This window comes from Streptomyces sp. NBC_01320 (assembly GCF_035974375.1).
GTDB lineage: Bacteria > Actinomycetota > Actinomycetes > Streptomycetales > Streptomycetaceae > Streptomyces > Streptomyces yanii.
This window is the reverse complement of sequence record NZ_CP108390.1, coordinates 2,690,640-2,706,970: the sequence shown is the minus strand read 5'-3', so window position 1 is coordinate 2,706,970 and position 16,331 is coordinate 2,690,640. Positions and strand designations below refer to the sequence as shown.

The window sequence follows — 16,331 nt, the reverse complement described above, 5'->3', positions numbered from 1 at the left end:
GTGACTGTGGCGGAACGCAAGCATCGTCACCGTTTCAGATGGTGCTCGCCCGAGAGAGTGTGAGCGCGATCGTACGACACTGTGCGCCGTGGGTGCGGGTCAGCGCCGGGCGCGGGCCGGCGCCGAGTCGTCCTGCTGCCCTTGCCCCGGCTCCAGCCGGAGTTCGCGGCCCTGCCACCGTCGGCGCAACCAGCGGTCGTGGCTCGCGACCACGATCGCACCCGGGCCGGTGCCCAGCGCCGCCTCCAGCTCGTCGCACAGGCGGGGGGAGAGGTGGTTGGTGGGTTCGTCGAGCAGCAGCAGCTGGGGTGGATGCGCCACCAGGAGGGCCAGCGCGAGCCGCCGGCGCTGGCCCACGGACAGCTGTCCGACCGGTTTGTGCAGGTCCGCCTCGTGCATCAGACCGAGGGAGCCCAGCGGCACCTTCTGGGCCCGCTCCTGGCCCAGCGACACCTCGTAGGTGTCCCGGACCGTGCGGTCGGGCCGGTCGAACACGGTGTCCTGGGCGAGCAGCCCCACTGTCAGGCGGCGCCGTCTGCGCACCTCGCCCTCGGCCGGGATGTGCCCGGCGAGCACGGCGAGCAGTGTCGACTTGCCTGCCCCGTTGCCGCCCGTGACCAGCAGCCGGTCGGTCGCCGACACCTCCAGCCCTTCCAGCGCAAGCCGGCCCGGCACCCGCACGTCGCGCAGGGACACCAGAGGCCGGGGACCCTCCTCGGTACACGCGGCCAGTTCCCCGACCGCGAACCGCAGCGGTTGCGGCGGTTCGGCGACCTGGGTGCGCTCCAGCTCCTCCAGTCGCCGGGTGGCGTTGCGTACCCGGCGGGAAATCTGGTTCTGCACCCGTCCGGCCCGGTGGCCGTAGCCCATCTTCTCGTTGTCGCGCCGCTCTCGGTCCGGTGCGACCAGATGCGCGGCCACCCCCGCCGAGTGCCGCAGCGTCTCCAGTTCCTCCTGCTGCTCGGCGTACTGCCGTTCCCAGCGTTCCCGCTCGGCGCGCTTCTCGCTCAGGTAGGCGCTGTAGTTGCCGCCGTAGCGGACCGGGCCGTCCACCGCCGGGTCGAGGTCGATCACGTCGGTGCAGACGGCGTCGAGGAACGCCCGGTCATGACTGGCGACGACCACGACCCCGGGCAGGTCGCGGATCTGCGCCTCCAGGAAGGCGGCGGCGCCGTCGTCGAGGTGGTTGGTCGGCTCGTCGAGCAGCAACGCCGACGGCCGCCGGACGAGCAACGCGGCCAGGGCGAGCCGGCCGCGCTGCCCTCCGGACAGCGAGCCGAGCGTGCGGTCGTGCCCGAGCGCGCCGAGGCCCAGTCCGTCCAGCACCAGGGCCGCGCGGCGGTCGGCGTCCCAGGACTCCCGGTCCTGGGCCTGCTCAAGGCGCCTGCCGTACGCGTCGAGGAGTTCCTGGTGGCCGGGGTCGTCCTCGGGAACGCGGGCGAGTTGCTCGCCGAGCCGGTCGAGCTCCGCGAGGTCCTCGCGGGCCTCGCGCAGCGCCTCGTCCAGCACCACGGCGATGGTCGAGGTGGTGTCGAAGGGCATCTCCTGGTGCAGAAAACCCGGTTCGGCAGCGCGGGAGACCTTTCCCGCGTCGGGTTCGTCCACGCCGGCCAGCACCCGCAGCAGGGTGGATTTGCCGACGCCGTTCTCCCCGATCAGGCCGATGCGGTGGCCGGGGGAGGCGGTCAGGGAGAGGCCGTCGAGGACACGTCGACCGTCGAGGTTGCGGACGAGGTCGTGGGCGAGCAGGGCGGGCTGGGGCACAGGGATCCGTCCAACGTGATAGGTGGTCGGCCCGCCGGGCGCAGGACCTCGGACGCGGGCCACTTCACACGTCGGCGGCTCACACCGCCGGGGCTCCGGTCTCCGTGAGCGCTCCGTCGGCCAGCCGCAGCCAGCGGTTCACCCCGATCTCGGCGAGGAACCGCTCGTCGTGGCTGATCACCATGAAGGCGCCCTGGTAGGAGTTGAGCGCGCTCTCCAGCTGGCCCGCGCTGACCAGGTCGAGGTTGTTGGTCGGCTCGTCGAGCAGCAGCAGATGGGGGGCCGGTTCGGCGCACAGCACGCAGGCCAGGGTGGCGCGCAGGCGTTCCCCGCCGGAGAGCACCCCGACCGGCAGGTGCGCCCGCGCGCCCCGGAAGAGGAAGCGGGCGAGCAGGTTCATCCGCTCCGCCTCGGGCCGCTCGGGGGCGAACGCGGCGAAGTTCTCCGCTACGGTGCGATCCAGATCCAGCAGGTCCAGGCGCTGCGAGAGGTAGGCGATCCGGCCGTCGTTGCGCTTGATCTCCCCGCCGTCCGGGGCGAGGTCGCCCGTGACCAGACGCAGCAGAGTGGTCTTGCCGGCCCCGTTGGGCCCGGTCAGCGCGATGCGCTCGGGCCCCCGGACGGTCAGGTCGACGCCGCCGTCGGCGAACACGGCCGTGTCGCCGTGGTGGACCTGCATCCCCTCGCCGAGGAAGAGGTTGCGCCCGGCGGGCACCTGCGTGTCAGGCAGCTCCAGGGAGATGCGCTGTTCCTCGCGCAGCGCCCGCCCGGCATCGTCGAGCCGGGCCCTGGCCTCGCTGACCCGGGTCGCGTGCATCTGGCCGGCCCGGCCCGCGGACTCCTGCGCGCCGCGCTTCATGTTGCCGGCGAAGATACGCGGCAGGCCGGCGTTCTTGAGGTTGCGCGCGGCGTTGCTCGCGCGGCGCTCGGCGCGTTCACGGGCCTGCTGCATCTCCCGCTTCTCCCGCTTCAGCTCCTGCTCGGCGTTACGGATGTTCTTCTCGGCGACCTCCTGCTCGGCGCGCACGGCCTCCTCGTACTCGGTGAAGTTGCCGCCGTAGAAGCGCAGTTCGTCGCTGCCGAGCTCGGCGATACGCTCCATGCGGTCGAGCAGCGCGCGGTCGTGGCTGACCAGGAGCAGGCAGCCGGTGAAGTCCGACAGTACGTCGTAGAGCTTGTGCCGGGCCTCCAGGTCGAGGTTGTTGGTCGGCTCGTCGAGGAGCAACACGTCGGGGCGCTTGAGCAGTTGGGCGGCGAGGCCGAGCGAGACGACCTGGCCGCCGCTGAGCGTGCTCAGGCTGCGGTCCAGGGCGAGGTCGGCCAGGCCGAGACGGTCGAGCTGGGCGCGGGTGCGCTCCTCGATGTCCCAGTCGTCGCCGATGGTGGTGAAGTGCTCCTCACTGACGTCACCGGACTCGACGGCGTCCAGGGCGCGGATCACCGCGGCGATGCCGAGCACCTCGGCGACCGTGAGGTTTCCGGTCAGGGGGAGGCTCTGTGGGAGGTAGCCGAGCATGCCGTCGACGGACACCGAGCCGGTGGCGGGCTTGAGTTCGCCGGCGATCAGCTTGAGCAGGGTGCTCTTGCCGGAGCCGTTGGGGGCGACCAGGCCGATGCGGCCGGTGTTCACGGTGAAGGACAGGTCGTGGAAGACCGGGGTGTCGTCGGGCCAGGCGAAGGAGAGGTTCGAGCAGACGATGGAGGCATCGGACATGGAGGTGACCTCGAGCGTGTTGCGGGCAGGCAGAGAGCTCTGCCCCGGGGCAGACGTAGGAAAAGGGGTACGACGAAACGGACCACGTCAGCGGCGCTCCTGAGCGCCGACCGGTGGCCGGTCAGATCCGGGTCTCACCCGGAGATGTCGTCTTCACCCACCACGTCTGCGACTCCTCGATACACGGTTTACGTCGCCGAGAGCCTAGCAGGCGTCACCCTGCTCGATGGTCGGCGCGGGTGGGCGCCTGCGCCTGACACGTGTGTGCGTCTCGGGCCATGCCGTCAGGTGTCCTGTTCGTCGTGCTCCTGACGGCTCGTTATTGATATCTCCGGGGCCACCCTGGCGGCATCGTCACCTGTTGAACCGGTGGCGAAGTCGTGATGGCTCGACAGTGTCGGACAGTGTGGGCGGGCCCGGCCGGCGTCGTCCCGGGCGGCCGTACCTCAGCTGATGTGGTTCACGGGGCTGTTGCCCCTCGTCTCCCGCACCAGTGCGATCTTCGTTCACGACCTCCTGGCCTGGGCGATCACCTTCGTCGTACTCGGGCACATGCGCAAGGTGTTCGAGGTTCCGGGGGCGCGGCTGGGGATGCGCACCGGATACGTCAGCCGGCCGTGGGCGGAGCGGCACCATTCCCGGTGGCTGCGGGAGGAGCACACGGGCAGCGTGGCTGAGAAAGTGGACAGGGTGTGACGCATCCCTTGGGTGTGACAGGTCTGGACGGACACCGACCTGGAGCAGCCGGCCGACCGTCTGCTGGAGGATGCACCCGGCCGGCGCGACGATGCGGCCCTGCTCCTGGCGCGCCACGACGGGACAGATGACGGTAGGGCGCCGCGCATTGTTCGATTCCACGTCCATCGGCGCGACTTGCGAGGTGCGATTCGAGGAGCAGCCGCGACGAGGGCCGCCCACCGGGCAGCATCGGCCACATCCGCGCGTCGCCGCAGCCGCTCATCGGCGAACGTGCCGTCACCTCCTGGGTGGCCGTGGAGGTCCACCGGCGGGCCATCGGCCCCAAGCAACTTCACTGGATCAAGGCGCCGGCCACGTCGGCCTCTACGACAAGAAGGAATGCGCCGGCGGGTTCGCCCAGATCGGCATGGAACCGTTCCTAACCAGTGTGCGTAAGTGAGTCTTGGACCCACTGTTGCGTACTGGGCGCATCCCGAACGGTGTTGGATGCGCTGGGTTCCCGCGTTCGCTTCCCGCTCGGCGACGGTCCTCCAGGGGGCCGGTCCGTTGTGGGTGGGCGGGTTCCCTCACGCCCCCGGTGACCTGGTCCGGCCTGGACGGTCCGATGCCCCGCACGATCACTCCGGTCGTGTGGGGGCGGTGCCGTCCGACGCCGGATCCGATGTCCGAGGGCGCGTCGCCCGATCGCGATGCCCGCGGCATCGTGACGGGACATCTTTCGGTGGGGGGTGGTCAGCGGTTTCTGCCAGTGCTGGGCACCCCACAGGCTGGTGTAGGCGGGGTCGACCGCGACGATGCTCAGGCCGTGTTCGGCGGCCATGGACACGAGCCGGGCCTTGAGCCTGCCGGTCGGGATGCCGGAGATGAGCTGCCGGAACCGCTTCTGGCGGCCGTGTTTCTCGCGGGTCTTCTCGGTGGTGAAGTCGAGGTCTTCGATGCCGATCGCGGCGACCCCGGCCCGCACCGCCCAGTTGATCAGGCGGGTCAGGGCGTGGCGGATCTGTGCGTCGCGGTGACCGGCCGAACCGGACAGGTCATAGGGGAAACGCCGCGGGTCACCGACTGGGTTGCCGTGCCGGTCGAGCCGGTAGGCGGCGAAGTGGTCGGCGTTGGTGTCGACGCCGACCATGCCCCGGGCGCGGGCGGTCTCCAACGGGATGGTCTTCACGGCGGGGCGTTGCCAGGATGCGGTGAGGTACCAGCGGCCGCGGCCCGTGTCGAGGTGGACGCGGTAGGCGACGGCCCGGTTCGCGGTGATGCGGTCGGCCCACTCCGCGCCCCGGTGCGCGAACGCCACGGTGGCGGTGAGGGTGTACCGGCCGTGCCGGGTGTTGGCCAGGTGCGCGAGCGGGGCAGGCAGCCTGATGCTGACCTCACCAGTGTCGGTGACGCGGATCGTCTCGTTCCCGAACCGCTTCCCCGACTCACCATCAGCAGCGATGAACCAGCGTCCCGCCTCCCACCGTTGCCGCCATTGGTCTTCGGTGAGCTGGGCCTCGGTGAGGTGGTGGCGGGTGTTGAGGAGACGCTTACCGCCCCGTACGACCCGGACCCGTCCGGCCTCCCAGTCGGCGACAGCCGCCGTGTGCCGCGCTTCCAGCATCGCAAGGCGGCGGGACTTGCGGAACCACTCGCCCTTGGAACGGTAGCCGCCCGCGGCCCGCCTCGTTCCGGGCTCCCCGAGCGGGAGGGACAGGCGGTGCCGCAACGTCCTGATTCCGGCCGCCAGCTTCTGGATGTGCGCTGCCTGGCCACGGCGTGCGAGCGCCCACTGATCGTGCGTGGCCTTCGTGATGGCCCCCGCGATCCGCGACGACGACACCCCGGTCAGCTCCCGCTTACGCGCCGCCCAGGTCTCCGCACCGTGCTCCAGACCGTCCGCACAGCGGGCCTTGAGATCACCGGAAGCCAGCGCGCCTTGATGCGCACCGACAGCACGCAGCACCCTCTCGTCCTCGACGGTCAGGTGCTTGAGACGATCCCGGACCGCCACCCCGCAAGGCCCGGGCATCACGAAGGACACGGCCAACTTCCGTAGACCACCCACCACATCACCCCCTCCCCGGCCGGACACCTGCCACCAGACCCAACGAGCAGCAGCCACCAAGGTCACCCATTCGGCCCCAGAACCCCCGTTCCCACCCCCGCGAATGCACCGCCAGGACTCACTCCTGCTCACCACCACTCACTTCGACTCAGTAAACCGACAGCAGCTCACAACCCTTCGCCTCCCTCGCCTCCTGGGCCACCGACCAGCAGCTCTCCGCCGTCCCTGCGCAGTGAGGTCAGGGGACGGTCAGCTCTCCGCCGCGCAGCGCGGCGGAGACACCGCCGTCCATCAACAGGTCGGCGCCGGGGCTGGTGCCGGAGGCCGGGTTCAGGGACGGACGAGGACTTTCAGCGCTTCGCGGTCGTTCATCGCCCGGTAGCCGTCGGCGATGTCCTCCAGGCCGATCGTGCGGTCGAAGACGCGGCCGGGGCGGATCGAGCCGTCAAGGATGTGCGGCATCAGTTCCTCGATGTAGGCGCGGGCCGGGGCGACGCCGCCGGTGAGGGTGATATTGCGCAGGAAGTCGCCGAAACCGAAGGGGACCTCGGGGTACTGCGGGGCGCCGACACGGCTGATGGTGCCGCCGGCGCGTACGACCCCGAGGCTCTGCACGAGTGCGTCCTTGAGGCCCACGCACTCCAGGACCTTGCGGGTGCCCTCGCCACCGGTCAGCTCGCGCACCCGGGCGACGCCTTCGTCACCGCGCTCGCTGACCACATCGGTGGCCCCGAAGTCACGGCCCAGCTCGGTACGTGCCTGATGGCGGCCCATGAGGACGACCTGGTCGGCGCCGAGGAGCTTGGCCGAGAGCACGGCGGCCAGGCCCACGGCACCGTCGCCGACGACGGTGACGCTGTCGCCGTGCTCGACGCCCGCGGTGCGGGCCGCGTGGTAGCCGGTGCACAGAATGTCGGACAGCGTCAGCAGGTCCGGCAGCAGCTCGGAGTCCTCGCCGACGGGCAGCTTCACCAGAGTCCCGTCGGCGTACGGGACCCGCGCGGCCTGGCCCTGGCCGCCGTCGACGCCGTTCACGCCCCACTGCCCGCCGTGCAGGCAGGAGGTCTGCAGGCCCTCGCGGCAGTAGACGCAGGTGTTGTCGGCCCAGACGAACGGGGCCACCACCACATCACCGGGCCTGAGGCCGCGCACCTCGGAGCCGGTCTCCTCGACCACGCCGAGGAACTCGTGCCCCATGTGGCGCGGGTTGTCGGTAGGCGGCAGCGACTTGTAGGGCCACAGGTCGCTGCCACAGATGCAGGACAGCACGATCCGCACGATCGCGTCGGTGGGCCGTTGGATCTTCGGGTCGGCGACGTCCTCGACGCGTACGTCGCCAGCCGTGTACAGCAGGGTGGCTCGCATGAGCGGAACTCCTCTGCGTCGCCCGCATGCGCGCGCTCGCCGGGACCGACCCCGACGCCCCCGACCTGACGACCCTGGTCGGCGAACTCCTTCTCAAGAGCCGTGACTTCGCCGGATTGTGGGAACGCTACGACGTCACCGGACGCAAGTACGCGACCAAGACTTTCCACCATCCCACGGTCGGTGATCTCACTCTCGGCTTCCAGGCCATGCAGCTCGAAGGAACGCCCGGTCAACGCCTGGGTGTGTACTTCGCCGAGCCGGGCACCCCCGACCACGACGCCATGCTGCTGCTCGACCTCACCGCGCCCCGGACCCCGAGCGAAGAGGCCGCCCCACATCGTCAGTGACAGCAGCACGGGACCGGGCAGCCGCCCCACTCGACCGTGTCGCTCACTACAGCTGTGAGGTAGGAGAGCGCGGATCAGACGGCTGTCCAGGCACGGGCCCGGCCACAAATAGGCGTATCGCATCGCGACACATGTCTGTCGGCACATTCGCAGGGCAGACGCGCGGCTCTCGCCCTGAAGCTGACGGCGGTCGACACGAACACCGCGCAGCGCAGCCGACCTCGACGCCTACCGGAAGGGCCGGCTCGACCATCTGACACGTATCAAAGGCGTGCAGAGCGTCCAGACGGAGATTCCGATGCAGCGTGTCAGGCACACCTCCGCACTCCCGCCCCGAGCCGACCGGGGCCGGAGCGTCCGGCCAGGTCGTCGATGTGGTGGCTTTCCAGGCTGGTCATGCTCCCGGCAGGGGGCGGACCGTGAGGATCTGTTGGGCGTGTCCGACGGGGCCGTCGACGTCGTGCAGGACCGTGCTGGTGAGGCCCTGTCCGGAGGGGCCGAAGGTGACCGTGGTGTCCAGTCCGGTCCAGGCGCCTCGTGGTTGGCGGTGGAGGTGGACGGTCAGGTCGACATTGGGGAACATCCACGCGGTGGGCGGCTGCCGGACGGCGATTCCGTTGGCGGTGTCGACCAGGGCGAGATACGACGCGAGCGGGCTGACGGGAACGCCGGCGACCAGATCGAGTGGCGTGGCGACCCAGGCGGTCGTACGGCCCGGCCGGGGCGGCGCGACCGGGCGGACGTCCAGGGAGGCGATGTAGCCACCGGGCCACACCTCGGACATCGGCCACGTGGTGAGTGACTCCGGCGGGCTGAGATGGTCGTCGGGCCCGCCCGCGACCGCGGTGGTGTCGAGGCTTGCCAGGAACCAGGCGCGGGCCCGGACGACCGGGCGGCCTGCGATCCGTACGACCGCTTCGAGGAGTTCGATGGACCGGCCGGGGCGGATGGTCTCCACCTGGATCTCGCACTCGTCGAGGGCGAGGCGGCCGAGGATGTCGTAGCTGATCCGGGAGAGGACCAGGCCGTCGTCCGGGCCGACTGCCCGGTGACGGTCGAGGGCGTGGACGACGAGCCCGCCCAGCGGGCTGAAGTGCTGCTCGTCGGGGTCCCAGGCCCCGCCCGCGTGCGTCGTCGGCTTGTAGAGGTGGTCGTCGATGGCTTCGAAGTAACTGGCCCGGGGCGCGGTCGAGATGGACAACGGTTGTTTCTCCTCAGGTGTAACGGACTTCCAGGGGCAGCCAGAGCTGTCGTCACGTCAGCTGCTCGGGACGCTACCGACATGGGCCTCGTCTCGCTCTGTGAGAAAGTGCACAGTGCAATCACTGTGTCGGTGGGCCGGTTAGGCGCAGGCGTTGAGCAGGACGACGTACACGGTCGTTCCGGCGCCGACGCCGAGCATGGTGCGGCGGCCGAAGGCCAGGCGGACGCCGACAAGTCGGCCGCCGACCCAGTACGCCTCGCAGGCGATCTGCATGGCCGGCAGCCGGGGCGCCGGTCCTGGACCTGCGCCGACTGTGAGCTCGCGGACCGCGGCGACATCGGCGCCCCTGCCGACGAAGGTGGTCAGCTCGGCGCGCAGGTTGGTCTGGCGGTTCTCCTCGCGCCGTCCCAGTTCGCCCCGCAGCAGCGCGACGTGCGAAGCGGACAGCTCCGGCGAGGGGTCGACGCCAGGGAGTCGGCCAGAGGCTCCCTCGCCGCCGGTACACCCGCAGCGCCTCGCTGTCGCGACCGGCCGCGACGAGGGCGCGCATCAGTGCGGCGACGAGCCGTTCCCGCACCGGGTGCGCGGCCACCAGGTCGGTCAGCTCCGTGACCATCTCCGCACCGTGCCCCAGGGTGACCTCCGCGTCGACCCGCTCCTCCGTGGCGGTCAGGCGCAACCCCTCGAGCCGGACGACCGCGGTGTCGAACGCGGCGCTGTCCTGCAGACCGACGTCCTGCATGGCCGCACCGCGCCACCGCTCGAGGGACTCGAGCGGTGGCGCGGTGGCCGGGAGACGTCCTCGGTGCGGGCCTGGCCCGCGATGACGAGGCGTTCGCGCCGTGCGGTCACACGCACCGGACGCCGCGAGCTGATCGGACTCCCCTTTTGTGAGCTCCTCTCACTCGGCGTGGACCACCTCCCCCGCGACGAGGGTGAGCACCGAGCGGGCGCCGGCCACGTACGCGTCGGGGGCGAAGAGGTCCCGGTCGAGGACAGCGAGGTCCGCCGCCATGCCCTCGCGCACCAGGCCGACCTCGTCGTCGTTGCCGTTCACCCAGGCCGAGCCTGCGGTGTAGGCGCGCAGGATGTCGGTGAGCTCCAGCCGCTCCTCGGGCACGAACGGGCGGTCGGCGTTCGGCCACTCGGCGTGCGCCGAGCCGGGTGGTTCGGTGCGGTGCACCGCCACGTGCATGGCCTGCCACGGGTCGGCCGTGGTGACCGGCCAGTCGCTGCCCCCTGCGAGCCGGGCGCCGCTGTCCAGCAGCCGGCGGAAGGGGTATTGCCGGCCGGCCCGTCCCTCGCCCAGCAGCGGGTTGGTCAGCTCGTCGGTCTGCTGGTGGTGGGTCGCCCACAGCGACTGGACATTGGCCGCCACCCCCAGCTCGGCGAAGCGGCCGATGTCCGCGTCGTTGACCAGCTGCACATGGGCGATGTGGTGGCGCCGGTCACGCGGCCCGTTCGCGCGACCGGCGGCCTCGACCCCGTCCAGGCACTCGCGCACCGCGCGGTCACCGATCGCGTGGAAGTGCACCTGGAAGCCGGCCGCGTCCAGCCGGGTCACCGCCTGGGCAAGCAGTTCGGCGGGTACGTTGGAATGGCCGAGGTTGCCGGTGGCGCACCCGCAGGAGTCCAGGTACGGCTCCAGCAGGGCGCCGGTGCCGTTTTCCAGCACTCCGTCCTGCATCACCTTCACCGAGCCGGCCCGGAACCGGTGGCCGGGCTCGCCGCGGCGCGCCACCAGGTCCTCCAGCTGCTCCAGGCCGCGGTTGCGGTCCCACCACAGGGCGCCGGTGACCCGGGCCTTCAGCAGTCCCCCGGCGTCGGCCCGGCGGTAGGCGGCGAGTGTGTCGCCGGCCCCGCCGTAGGCGCCGACGATGGCGTCCTGCCAGCCGGTGATGCCGTACCGGAAGAGGTGGGCCTGCGCGTGGCGGAGCGCCGCGACCTGGTCCTCGACGGTGTCCCGCGGGAGCAGCCGGGCCACCAGGTCCATGGCGCTCTCGTGCAGCACCCCGGTGGGCCGGCCGGCCGCGTCGCGCTCGATCCGCCCGGCCGGCGGGTCCGGGGTGGCCGCGTCGATCCCGGCGCGCTCCAGTGCCACCGAGTTGACCCATGCCGAGTGGTGGTCGGCGTTGGGCAGGAAGACCGGCCGGTCCGGGACGACCGCGTCCAGCGGCTCGTGGGTGGGCCAGCCGCCGGGGAAGCAGTCCATGGTCCAGCCGCCGCCCAGGATCCACGGCTGCCCGGGGTGGTTGGCCGCGTACTCCCGGACGACCGCGACGCAGCTCTCGGCGTCGGTGGCGCCGGTGAGGTCGCAACGCAGCGCCTCCAGTGCGCCCCAGACGGGGTGGATGTGCGCGTCCTGGAGGCCGGGCACCACGGTCCGGCCGGCCAGGTCGACGGCTTCGGCGGGTCGGCCGACGGCCCGGCGTACCTCGGTGTCGGTGCCCACGGCGGTGATCCGGCCGCCGGACACGGCGACGGTCGTGGCGTGGGGGCGCCGCGGGTCGCCGGTCCACACGCGGCCGCCGTGCAGGACGAGGGTCATGTGCCGGCTCGGTGGGTGCGCAGCACATACACCTTGCGCAGGGTCTCCTGCACCTGCCACGTGCCGCGCCAGCCGGCAGGCATCGCCAGGGTGGAGCCGGGAACCAGCTCGACGGCCTCTCCGCCCTCGGTGTGCACGGTGGCGGACCCGGTCAGCACCTGGCAGACCTCGTCGTAGCCGTCGCGGGTGGCGGTGAAGCGGCCGGGGTCGCACTCCCAGACGCCGACCTCCACCAGTCCGTCGGGGGACTGCCACAGGGGGCGGGTGGTCTCCTGCTGGCCGGTGGTGCTGGTGGGCTTGGGGTTCGCGGGGGGCAGGTCGGCGCTCGCCGCGTCGGCGAGGAAGGCGACGGCGGGGACCAGGGTGGTGGTGTCCATGATGGGGGTCGCTCCTTTCAGCGGCCGCTGATGACGTTGGCGACGCGTGCGATGACGGAGGTGCGCTCCAGGCCGGAGTTCTCGTGCCGGTCGGCGGCGCGGTAGGCAACGTAGAGGCTGCGCACGCCCAGCCAGCGCAGCGGCTCCGGCTCCCAGCCGCGCACCTTGCGGTCGACCCAGGGCAGCCGGGTGAGATCGGTCTTCTGACGCAGGATCAGGTCGCGCAGAGTGCGCCCGGCGAGGTTGGTGGTGGTCACGCCGTGCCCGACGTAGCCGCCGGCCCAGCCGTGACCGGTCCGCTCGTCCAGGTGGACGGTGGCGCACCAGTCGCGCGGCACGCCCAGCACACCGGACCAGGTGTGGTCGATCCCGACGCCCTCGGTGGCCGGGAAGTGCTGCCGCAGGATGGCCTGCAGCTGCAGCTGGGTGGCGGCCCGGGTCTCGCCGCGCTGGTCGACGTGGGAGCCGAACATGTACGGGATGCCGCGCCCGCCGATGGCGATGCGGCCGTCGGTGGTGCGCTGGATGTAGCAGTACGAGTTGGCCTCGTCCCCGATCAGTTCGGCGCCGCGCCAGCCGATCTCGTCCCACGCGGAGGCGGGCAGCGGCTCGGTGACGATCATGCTGCTGTTCATCGGCAGCCAGACCCGGCGGTGACCGCGCAGCCCGGCCGTGAATCCCTCCAGCGCCCGGATGACGTACGTCGCCTTGACGGTGCCGTGCGGGGTGACCGCCTCGTGCGGGCGGATCTCGGTGACCTCGGTGCCCTCGTAGATGGCCACGCCCATCCGTTCGACCACGTCGGCCAGGCCCCGCACCAGCTTGGCGGGCTGGATGCGGGCGCAGTGCGGGCTCCACTGGGCGTAGCGGGCGCCGGCCACGCGGACCCGCTCGGCGAGCTGGTCCGCGTCGAGTTCGACCAGGTCGTCGTCGCCCCAGCCCTCGGCGCGCAGCGGCGGCAGCCCTTCGCGCAGCCGCCGTTCCTGCGCGGCGTTGGTGGCGACGTGCAGCAGACCGTCCTTCTGGATGTCGGCCTCGATGCCTTCCTCGGCGGCGACCCGGATGACCTCGTCGACGGAGGAGAACATCTCGCGCTGCAGGGCGACGGCCGACTCCCGGCCGTGCGACTTGGCGTAGCGGCGCATCTGGCCGGGCGGCTCGGCGCTGAGCCAGCCGCCGTTGCGGCCGGAGGCGCCGAAGCCGGCGAACTCCTTCTCCAGGACGGCGATCCTGAGGTCGGGCTGGGCCTGCTTGAGATAGTAGGCGGTCCACAGGGAGGTGTAGCCGCCGCCGACGAGCGCGACGTCCACGTCCAGATCGCCGGGCAGGGCCGGGCGGCGGGCGGGGACGCCGCCCTCCCGGTACCAGAAGGAGACGGCGCCGTTGACGAAGGTGGGGCTGGTGGCGGGAGTGCCGCTCGCAGTGGTCGTGCTCATCGTCCGCTCATTTCCGCGGCGGCGACCGGGATCCGGTCACCGGAAGTGGGTGGGTGGGTGGTGCCGGTCGTGTCGTCGAGCAGGACGCCTCGTTCGACGTCCCAGACCACGGTGACCTCGTCACCGCGGCGGACGCCGGACAGCCGGTCGGCCTGCTCGCGGGCGAGCAGCATGGTGCCGTCGGGCAGGGCGAGTTCGAGCTTGCGGCCGGAGCCCAGGTAGATCTCCTGGGTGACCCGGGCCGGGAGCGCGTTGACCCCGGAGGCCACCGGCGCCGCGGCCGGCTGCACTCGCAGGTGCTCGGGGCGGACCACGACGGCGGCTGTGCCGCCCTCCGTCGGCCGGCCGAGCGCGCGTACGGTGCGGTCGCCGACCCGCAGGCGGGATTCGTCGCCGTCCGGCTCGACGCGTCCCCGGAAGACGGAGGACTCGCCGAGGAACTCGGCCACGAAGAGGCTGCGGGGCTTTTCGTAGAGTTCGCTCCCGGTGCCGATCTGCTGGATGCCCCCGTCATCGAAGACGGCGATGCGGTCCGACAGGACGAGCGCCTCCTCCTGGTCGTGGGTGACGAAGACGAAGGTGGAGCCGACCTCCTGGTGCACCCGTTTGATCTCCAACTGGAGGGATTCGCGCAGCTTCTTGTCGAGCGCGCCGAGCGGCTCGTCCATCAGCAGCACGCTGGGCTCGTACACCACGGCCCGGGCCAGGGCGACCCGCTGCTGCTGGCCGCCGGAGAGTTCGCGCGGCCTGCGGTGGCCGTAGCCGCCGAGCCGCACGGTCTGAAGGGCCGCTTCGACCATCTCGGTGCGGCGGGCCTTGGGCACCTTGCGCTGCTTGAGCGGGAAGGCGACGTTCTCAGCCACGGTCATGTGGGGAAAGAGCGCATAGTGCTGGAAGACCATGCCGATGTCGCGCCGGTGCGGCGGCAGGTCCTGCATCTGCTTGCCGCCGATGGTCAGCGTGCCCGAGGTGGCGGCGGTGAAACCGGCGATGATGTTGAGGGTGGTGGTCTTGCCGGAGCCGCTGGGGCCCAGCAGGGTCATGAACTCGCCCGGTTCGATGACCAGGGAGACGTCGTCGACGGCGACGGAGTCCGCGTACTCCTTGCGCACCTGCGCCAGTTCGATGCGGGCTCCGCGCGCCTTGATGAGACTGGACTCAGCGGACACGGTTCCTCCTGGCAGTGGCGAAGGTGGCGGCCAGCACGAGCACCGTGGTGAAGACGATGATCAAAGTGGCGGCCGCGGCGATGGTGGGGTCGGTGTCCCGGGTCACGCTGGCGAACATCTTGACCGGCAGGGTCTGCAGGTAGGGGCTCTGGATGAACAGCGAGACGACGACCTCGTCGAAACTGGTGACGAAGGCGAACAGGGCACCGGAGACGACACCGGGGGCGATCTGCGGCAGGGTCACCTGCCGGATGGCGCCCCACCGGTTGGCGCCGCAGATCAGCGCGGCGTCCTCCAGCCGCCGGTCGAAGCCGCGCATGCTCGCCGTCACCGGGATGATCACGAACGGCAGGGCCAGCACGGTGTGGGCGGTGACGAAGCCGAGCAGGGTGCCCAGCAGGTTGTACTGGAGGAAGAGCGCGTACACGCCGATGGCCACCACCACGGTCGGCACGATCATGGGGGCCAGCAGCAGCCCGTACGACCCCTTCACCCAGCGCGAGCCGGACCGGGTGAGCGCGATCGCGGCGGCGGTGCCGAGGACGGTGGCCACCACCGCGACCAGGGCGCCCACCTGGAGCGATGAGAGCAGCGCGTCGATCCACCGGGGGTCGGTGAAGAAGTTGGTGTACCAGCGGGTGGACCAGCCGCTCGGCGGGAACACCAGGGACGCCTTGTCGGTGAAGCTGAGCGGGATCACCACCAGCGTCGGCGCGATGAGCCAGCAGCCCACCAGGGCGCTGAACGTCCAGAGCGCGATCCGTGCGGGTCCTGTCCTCATCGGGCACCTCCGCGGTTACGGGTGAATCGCAGGACGACGCCGACCAGTCCCAGCAGGACCAGCGTCACCGCCAGCAGCACCACGCCCATCGCTCCGCCGCGGCCCCACGCCAGCAGCCCGCTGACCTGGGTGAAGATCTGTTGCGAGATCAGCGCCTGGTCGGGCGAGCCCAGCAGCGCCGGGGTGACGTAGAAGCCGAGCGAGGTGATGAACACGGTCAGGGCGCCCGCGCCGACGCCGGGCAGCGACAGCGGCACGAAGACCCGCAGGAACGCGACGGCCGGGCGTGCGCCCATGCCCTGCGCGGCGTCCAGCAGCCTGCGGTCGATGCCGCTCATCACCGCGTACAGCGGCAGCACCATGAAGGGCATCAGCACCTGGGACATGCCGATCACCACCCCGGCGGGGGTGCGGATCAGCTGCAGTGGGCCCAGCCCCACGGTGCCGAGGAGCTGGTTGACGACGCCGCTGTCCTGGAGCAGCACCACCCAGGCGAAGGTGCGCACCATCAGGCTGGTCCAGAACGGCAGCAGCACCAGCAGGGTGAGCCAGATCCGCGCGCGGGCGCCGACCACGGTCATCAGGTAGGCGTACGGGTAGGAGAGCACCAGCGTCACCAGTGTGACGACGGCGCCGACGGTCAGCGTGCGGACCAGCGTGGCGAGGGCGACGTCGCTGGTGAGGAACCAGGAGTAGTTGCCCCAGCCGGGCGTCGGCTCGGTGACGCTGCGCCAGGCCATCAGGCCCAGCGGCACCAGGAAGAGCACGGCGAGCAGGACCACCGCGGGCAGCAGCAGCCACCCCCACCGGCCGTCGGCGCCCTTGCGGGGCCGGCCGCCGGTGGCCGGGGAGGCGATCTCGATCAGGGCGGTCATGG

Annotated in this window: 13 protein-coding genes and 2 pseudogenes; 2 read left to right on the top strand and 13 right to left on the bottom strand. The window is 71.5% G+C overall.

Going from position 1 to position 16,331, the window contains the following annotated elements; all coding sequences use genetic code 11:
• Nucleotides 1–99: 99 nt before the first annotated feature.
• Together OG395_RS12665 and abc-f are read right to left on the bottom strand one after the other, a co-directional pair.
• Nucleotides 100–1,764, bottom strand: coding sequence for an ABC-F family ATP-binding cassette domain-containing protein (locus OG395_RS12665; RefSeq protein WP_327242994.1), 1,665 nt, complete (start codon nucleotides 1,762–1,764; stop codon nucleotides 100–102).
• A 79-nt stretch (nucleotides 1,765–1,843) separates the two neighbouring features.
• The gene (gene abc-f / locus OG395_RS12660; protein WP_327242993.1) at nucleotides 1,844–3,478 is read right to left on the bottom strand and encodes a ribosomal protection-like ABC-F family protein; all 1,635 of its coding nucleotides are present in this window, start codon (nucleotides 3,476–3,478) and stop codon (nucleotides 1,844–1,846) included.
• A gap of 453 nt (nucleotides 3,479–3,931) precedes the next feature.
• On the opposite strand from abc-f, the gene OG395_RS12655 reads away from it, so the two are divergent.
• Nucleotides 3,932–4,174 carry a hypothetical protein gene (locus OG395_RS12655; protein ID WP_442818551.1) on the top strand — a complete coding sequence of 81 codons (243 nt, stop codon included), beginning with the start codon at nucleotides 3,932–3,934 and terminating at the stop codon, nucleotides 4,172–4,174.
• Between the two features lie 421 nt (nucleotides 4,175–4,595).
• Here OG395_RS12655 and OG395_RS12645 read toward each other — a convergent pair whose 3' ends face one another.
• Together OG395_RS12645 and OG395_RS12640 are read right to left on the bottom strand one after the other, a co-directional pair.
• Nucleotides 4,596–6,224, bottom strand: coding sequence for a transposase (locus tag OG395_RS12645; RefSeq protein ID WP_327242992.1), 1,629 nt, complete (start codon nucleotides 6,222–6,224; stop codon nucleotides 4,596–4,598).
• 330 nt (nucleotides 6,225–6,554) lie between these two features.
• Nucleotides 6,555–7,589, bottom strand: coding sequence for a zinc-dependent alcohol dehydrogenase family protein (locus OG395_RS12640; protein ID WP_327242991.1), 1,035 nt, complete (start codon nucleotides 7,587–7,589; stop codon nucleotides 6,555–6,557).
• Nucleotides 7,590–7,603: 14 nt separating this feature from the next.
• Between OG395_RS12640 and OG395_RS12635 the strand changes: the two are divergent.
• A pseudogene (locus OG395_RS12635) lies at nucleotides 7,604–7,939 on the top strand (MmyB family transcriptional regulator); the annotation flags it as partial.
• Between the two features lie 394 nt (nucleotides 7,940–8,333).
• On the opposite strand, the gene OG395_RS12630 reads toward OG395_RS12635, so the two are convergent.
• From OG395_RS12630 to OG395_RS12590, 9 genes and pseudogenes are all read right to left on the bottom strand, one after another.
• A complete protein-coding gene (locus OG395_RS12630; RefSeq protein WP_327242990.1) occupies nucleotides 8,334–9,140 on the bottom strand; it encodes a thioesterase family protein in 807 nt (268 codons plus the stop codon).
• A gap of 141 nt (nucleotides 9,141–9,281) precedes the next feature.
• Nucleotides 9,282–9,416 (bottom strand): hypothetical protein, encoded by a 135-nt coding sequence (locus tag OG395_RS12625; protein WP_327249763.1) that lies wholly within the window; start codon nucleotides 9,414–9,416, stop codon nucleotides 9,282–9,284.
• A 280-nt stretch (nucleotides 9,417–9,696) separates the two neighbouring features.
• A pseudogene (locus OG395_RS12620) lies at nucleotides 9,697–9,885 on the bottom strand (BTAD domain-containing putative transcriptional regulator); the annotation flags it as partial.
• A gap of 159 nt (nucleotides 9,886–10,044) precedes the next feature.
• Nucleotides 10,045–11,691 (bottom strand): amidohydrolase, encoded by a 1,647-nt coding sequence (locus tag OG395_RS12615; RefSeq protein ID WP_327242989.1) that lies wholly within the window; start codon nucleotides 11,689–11,691, stop codon nucleotides 10,045–10,047.
• The gene (locus OG395_RS12610; protein ID WP_327242988.1) at nucleotides 11,688–12,068 is read right to left on the bottom strand and encodes a cupin domain-containing protein; all 381 of its coding nucleotides are present in this window, start codon (nucleotides 12,066–12,068) and stop codon (nucleotides 11,688–11,690) included. The genes OG395_RS12615 and OG395_RS12610 overlap by 4 nt, the downstream gene beginning before the upstream one ends.
• Nucleotides 12,069–12,085: 17 nt before the next feature.
• Nucleotides 12,086–13,504, bottom strand: coding sequence for an NAD(P)/FAD-dependent oxidoreductase (locus tag OG395_RS12605; protein WP_327242987.1), 1,419 nt, complete (start codon nucleotides 13,502–13,504; stop codon nucleotides 12,086–12,088).
• Nucleotides 13,501–14,673: an ABC transporter ATP-binding protein gene (locus OG395_RS12600; RefSeq protein ID WP_327242986.1), complete on the bottom strand. Its 1,173-nt coding sequence runs from the start codon at nucleotides 14,671–14,673 to the stop codon at nucleotides 13,501–13,503. The genes OG395_RS12605 and OG395_RS12600 overlap by 4 nt, the downstream gene beginning before the upstream one ends.
• The gene (locus tag OG395_RS12595; protein WP_327242985.1) at nucleotides 14,663–15,454 is read right to left on the bottom strand and encodes an ABC transporter permease; all 792 of its coding nucleotides are present in this window, start codon (nucleotides 15,452–15,454) and stop codon (nucleotides 14,663–14,665) included. Before OG395_RS12595 ends, OG395_RS12600 begins: the two co-directional genes overlap by 11 nt.
• Nucleotides 15,451–16,329, bottom strand: a complete 879-nt coding sequence (locus OG395_RS12590) for an ABC transporter permease (protein ID WP_327242984.1) — start codon at nucleotides 16,327–16,329, stop codon at nucleotides 15,451–15,453. Before OG395_RS12590 ends, OG395_RS12595 begins: the two co-directional genes overlap by 4 nt.
• Between the last annotated feature and the right edge of the window lie 2 nt (nucleotides 16,330–16,331).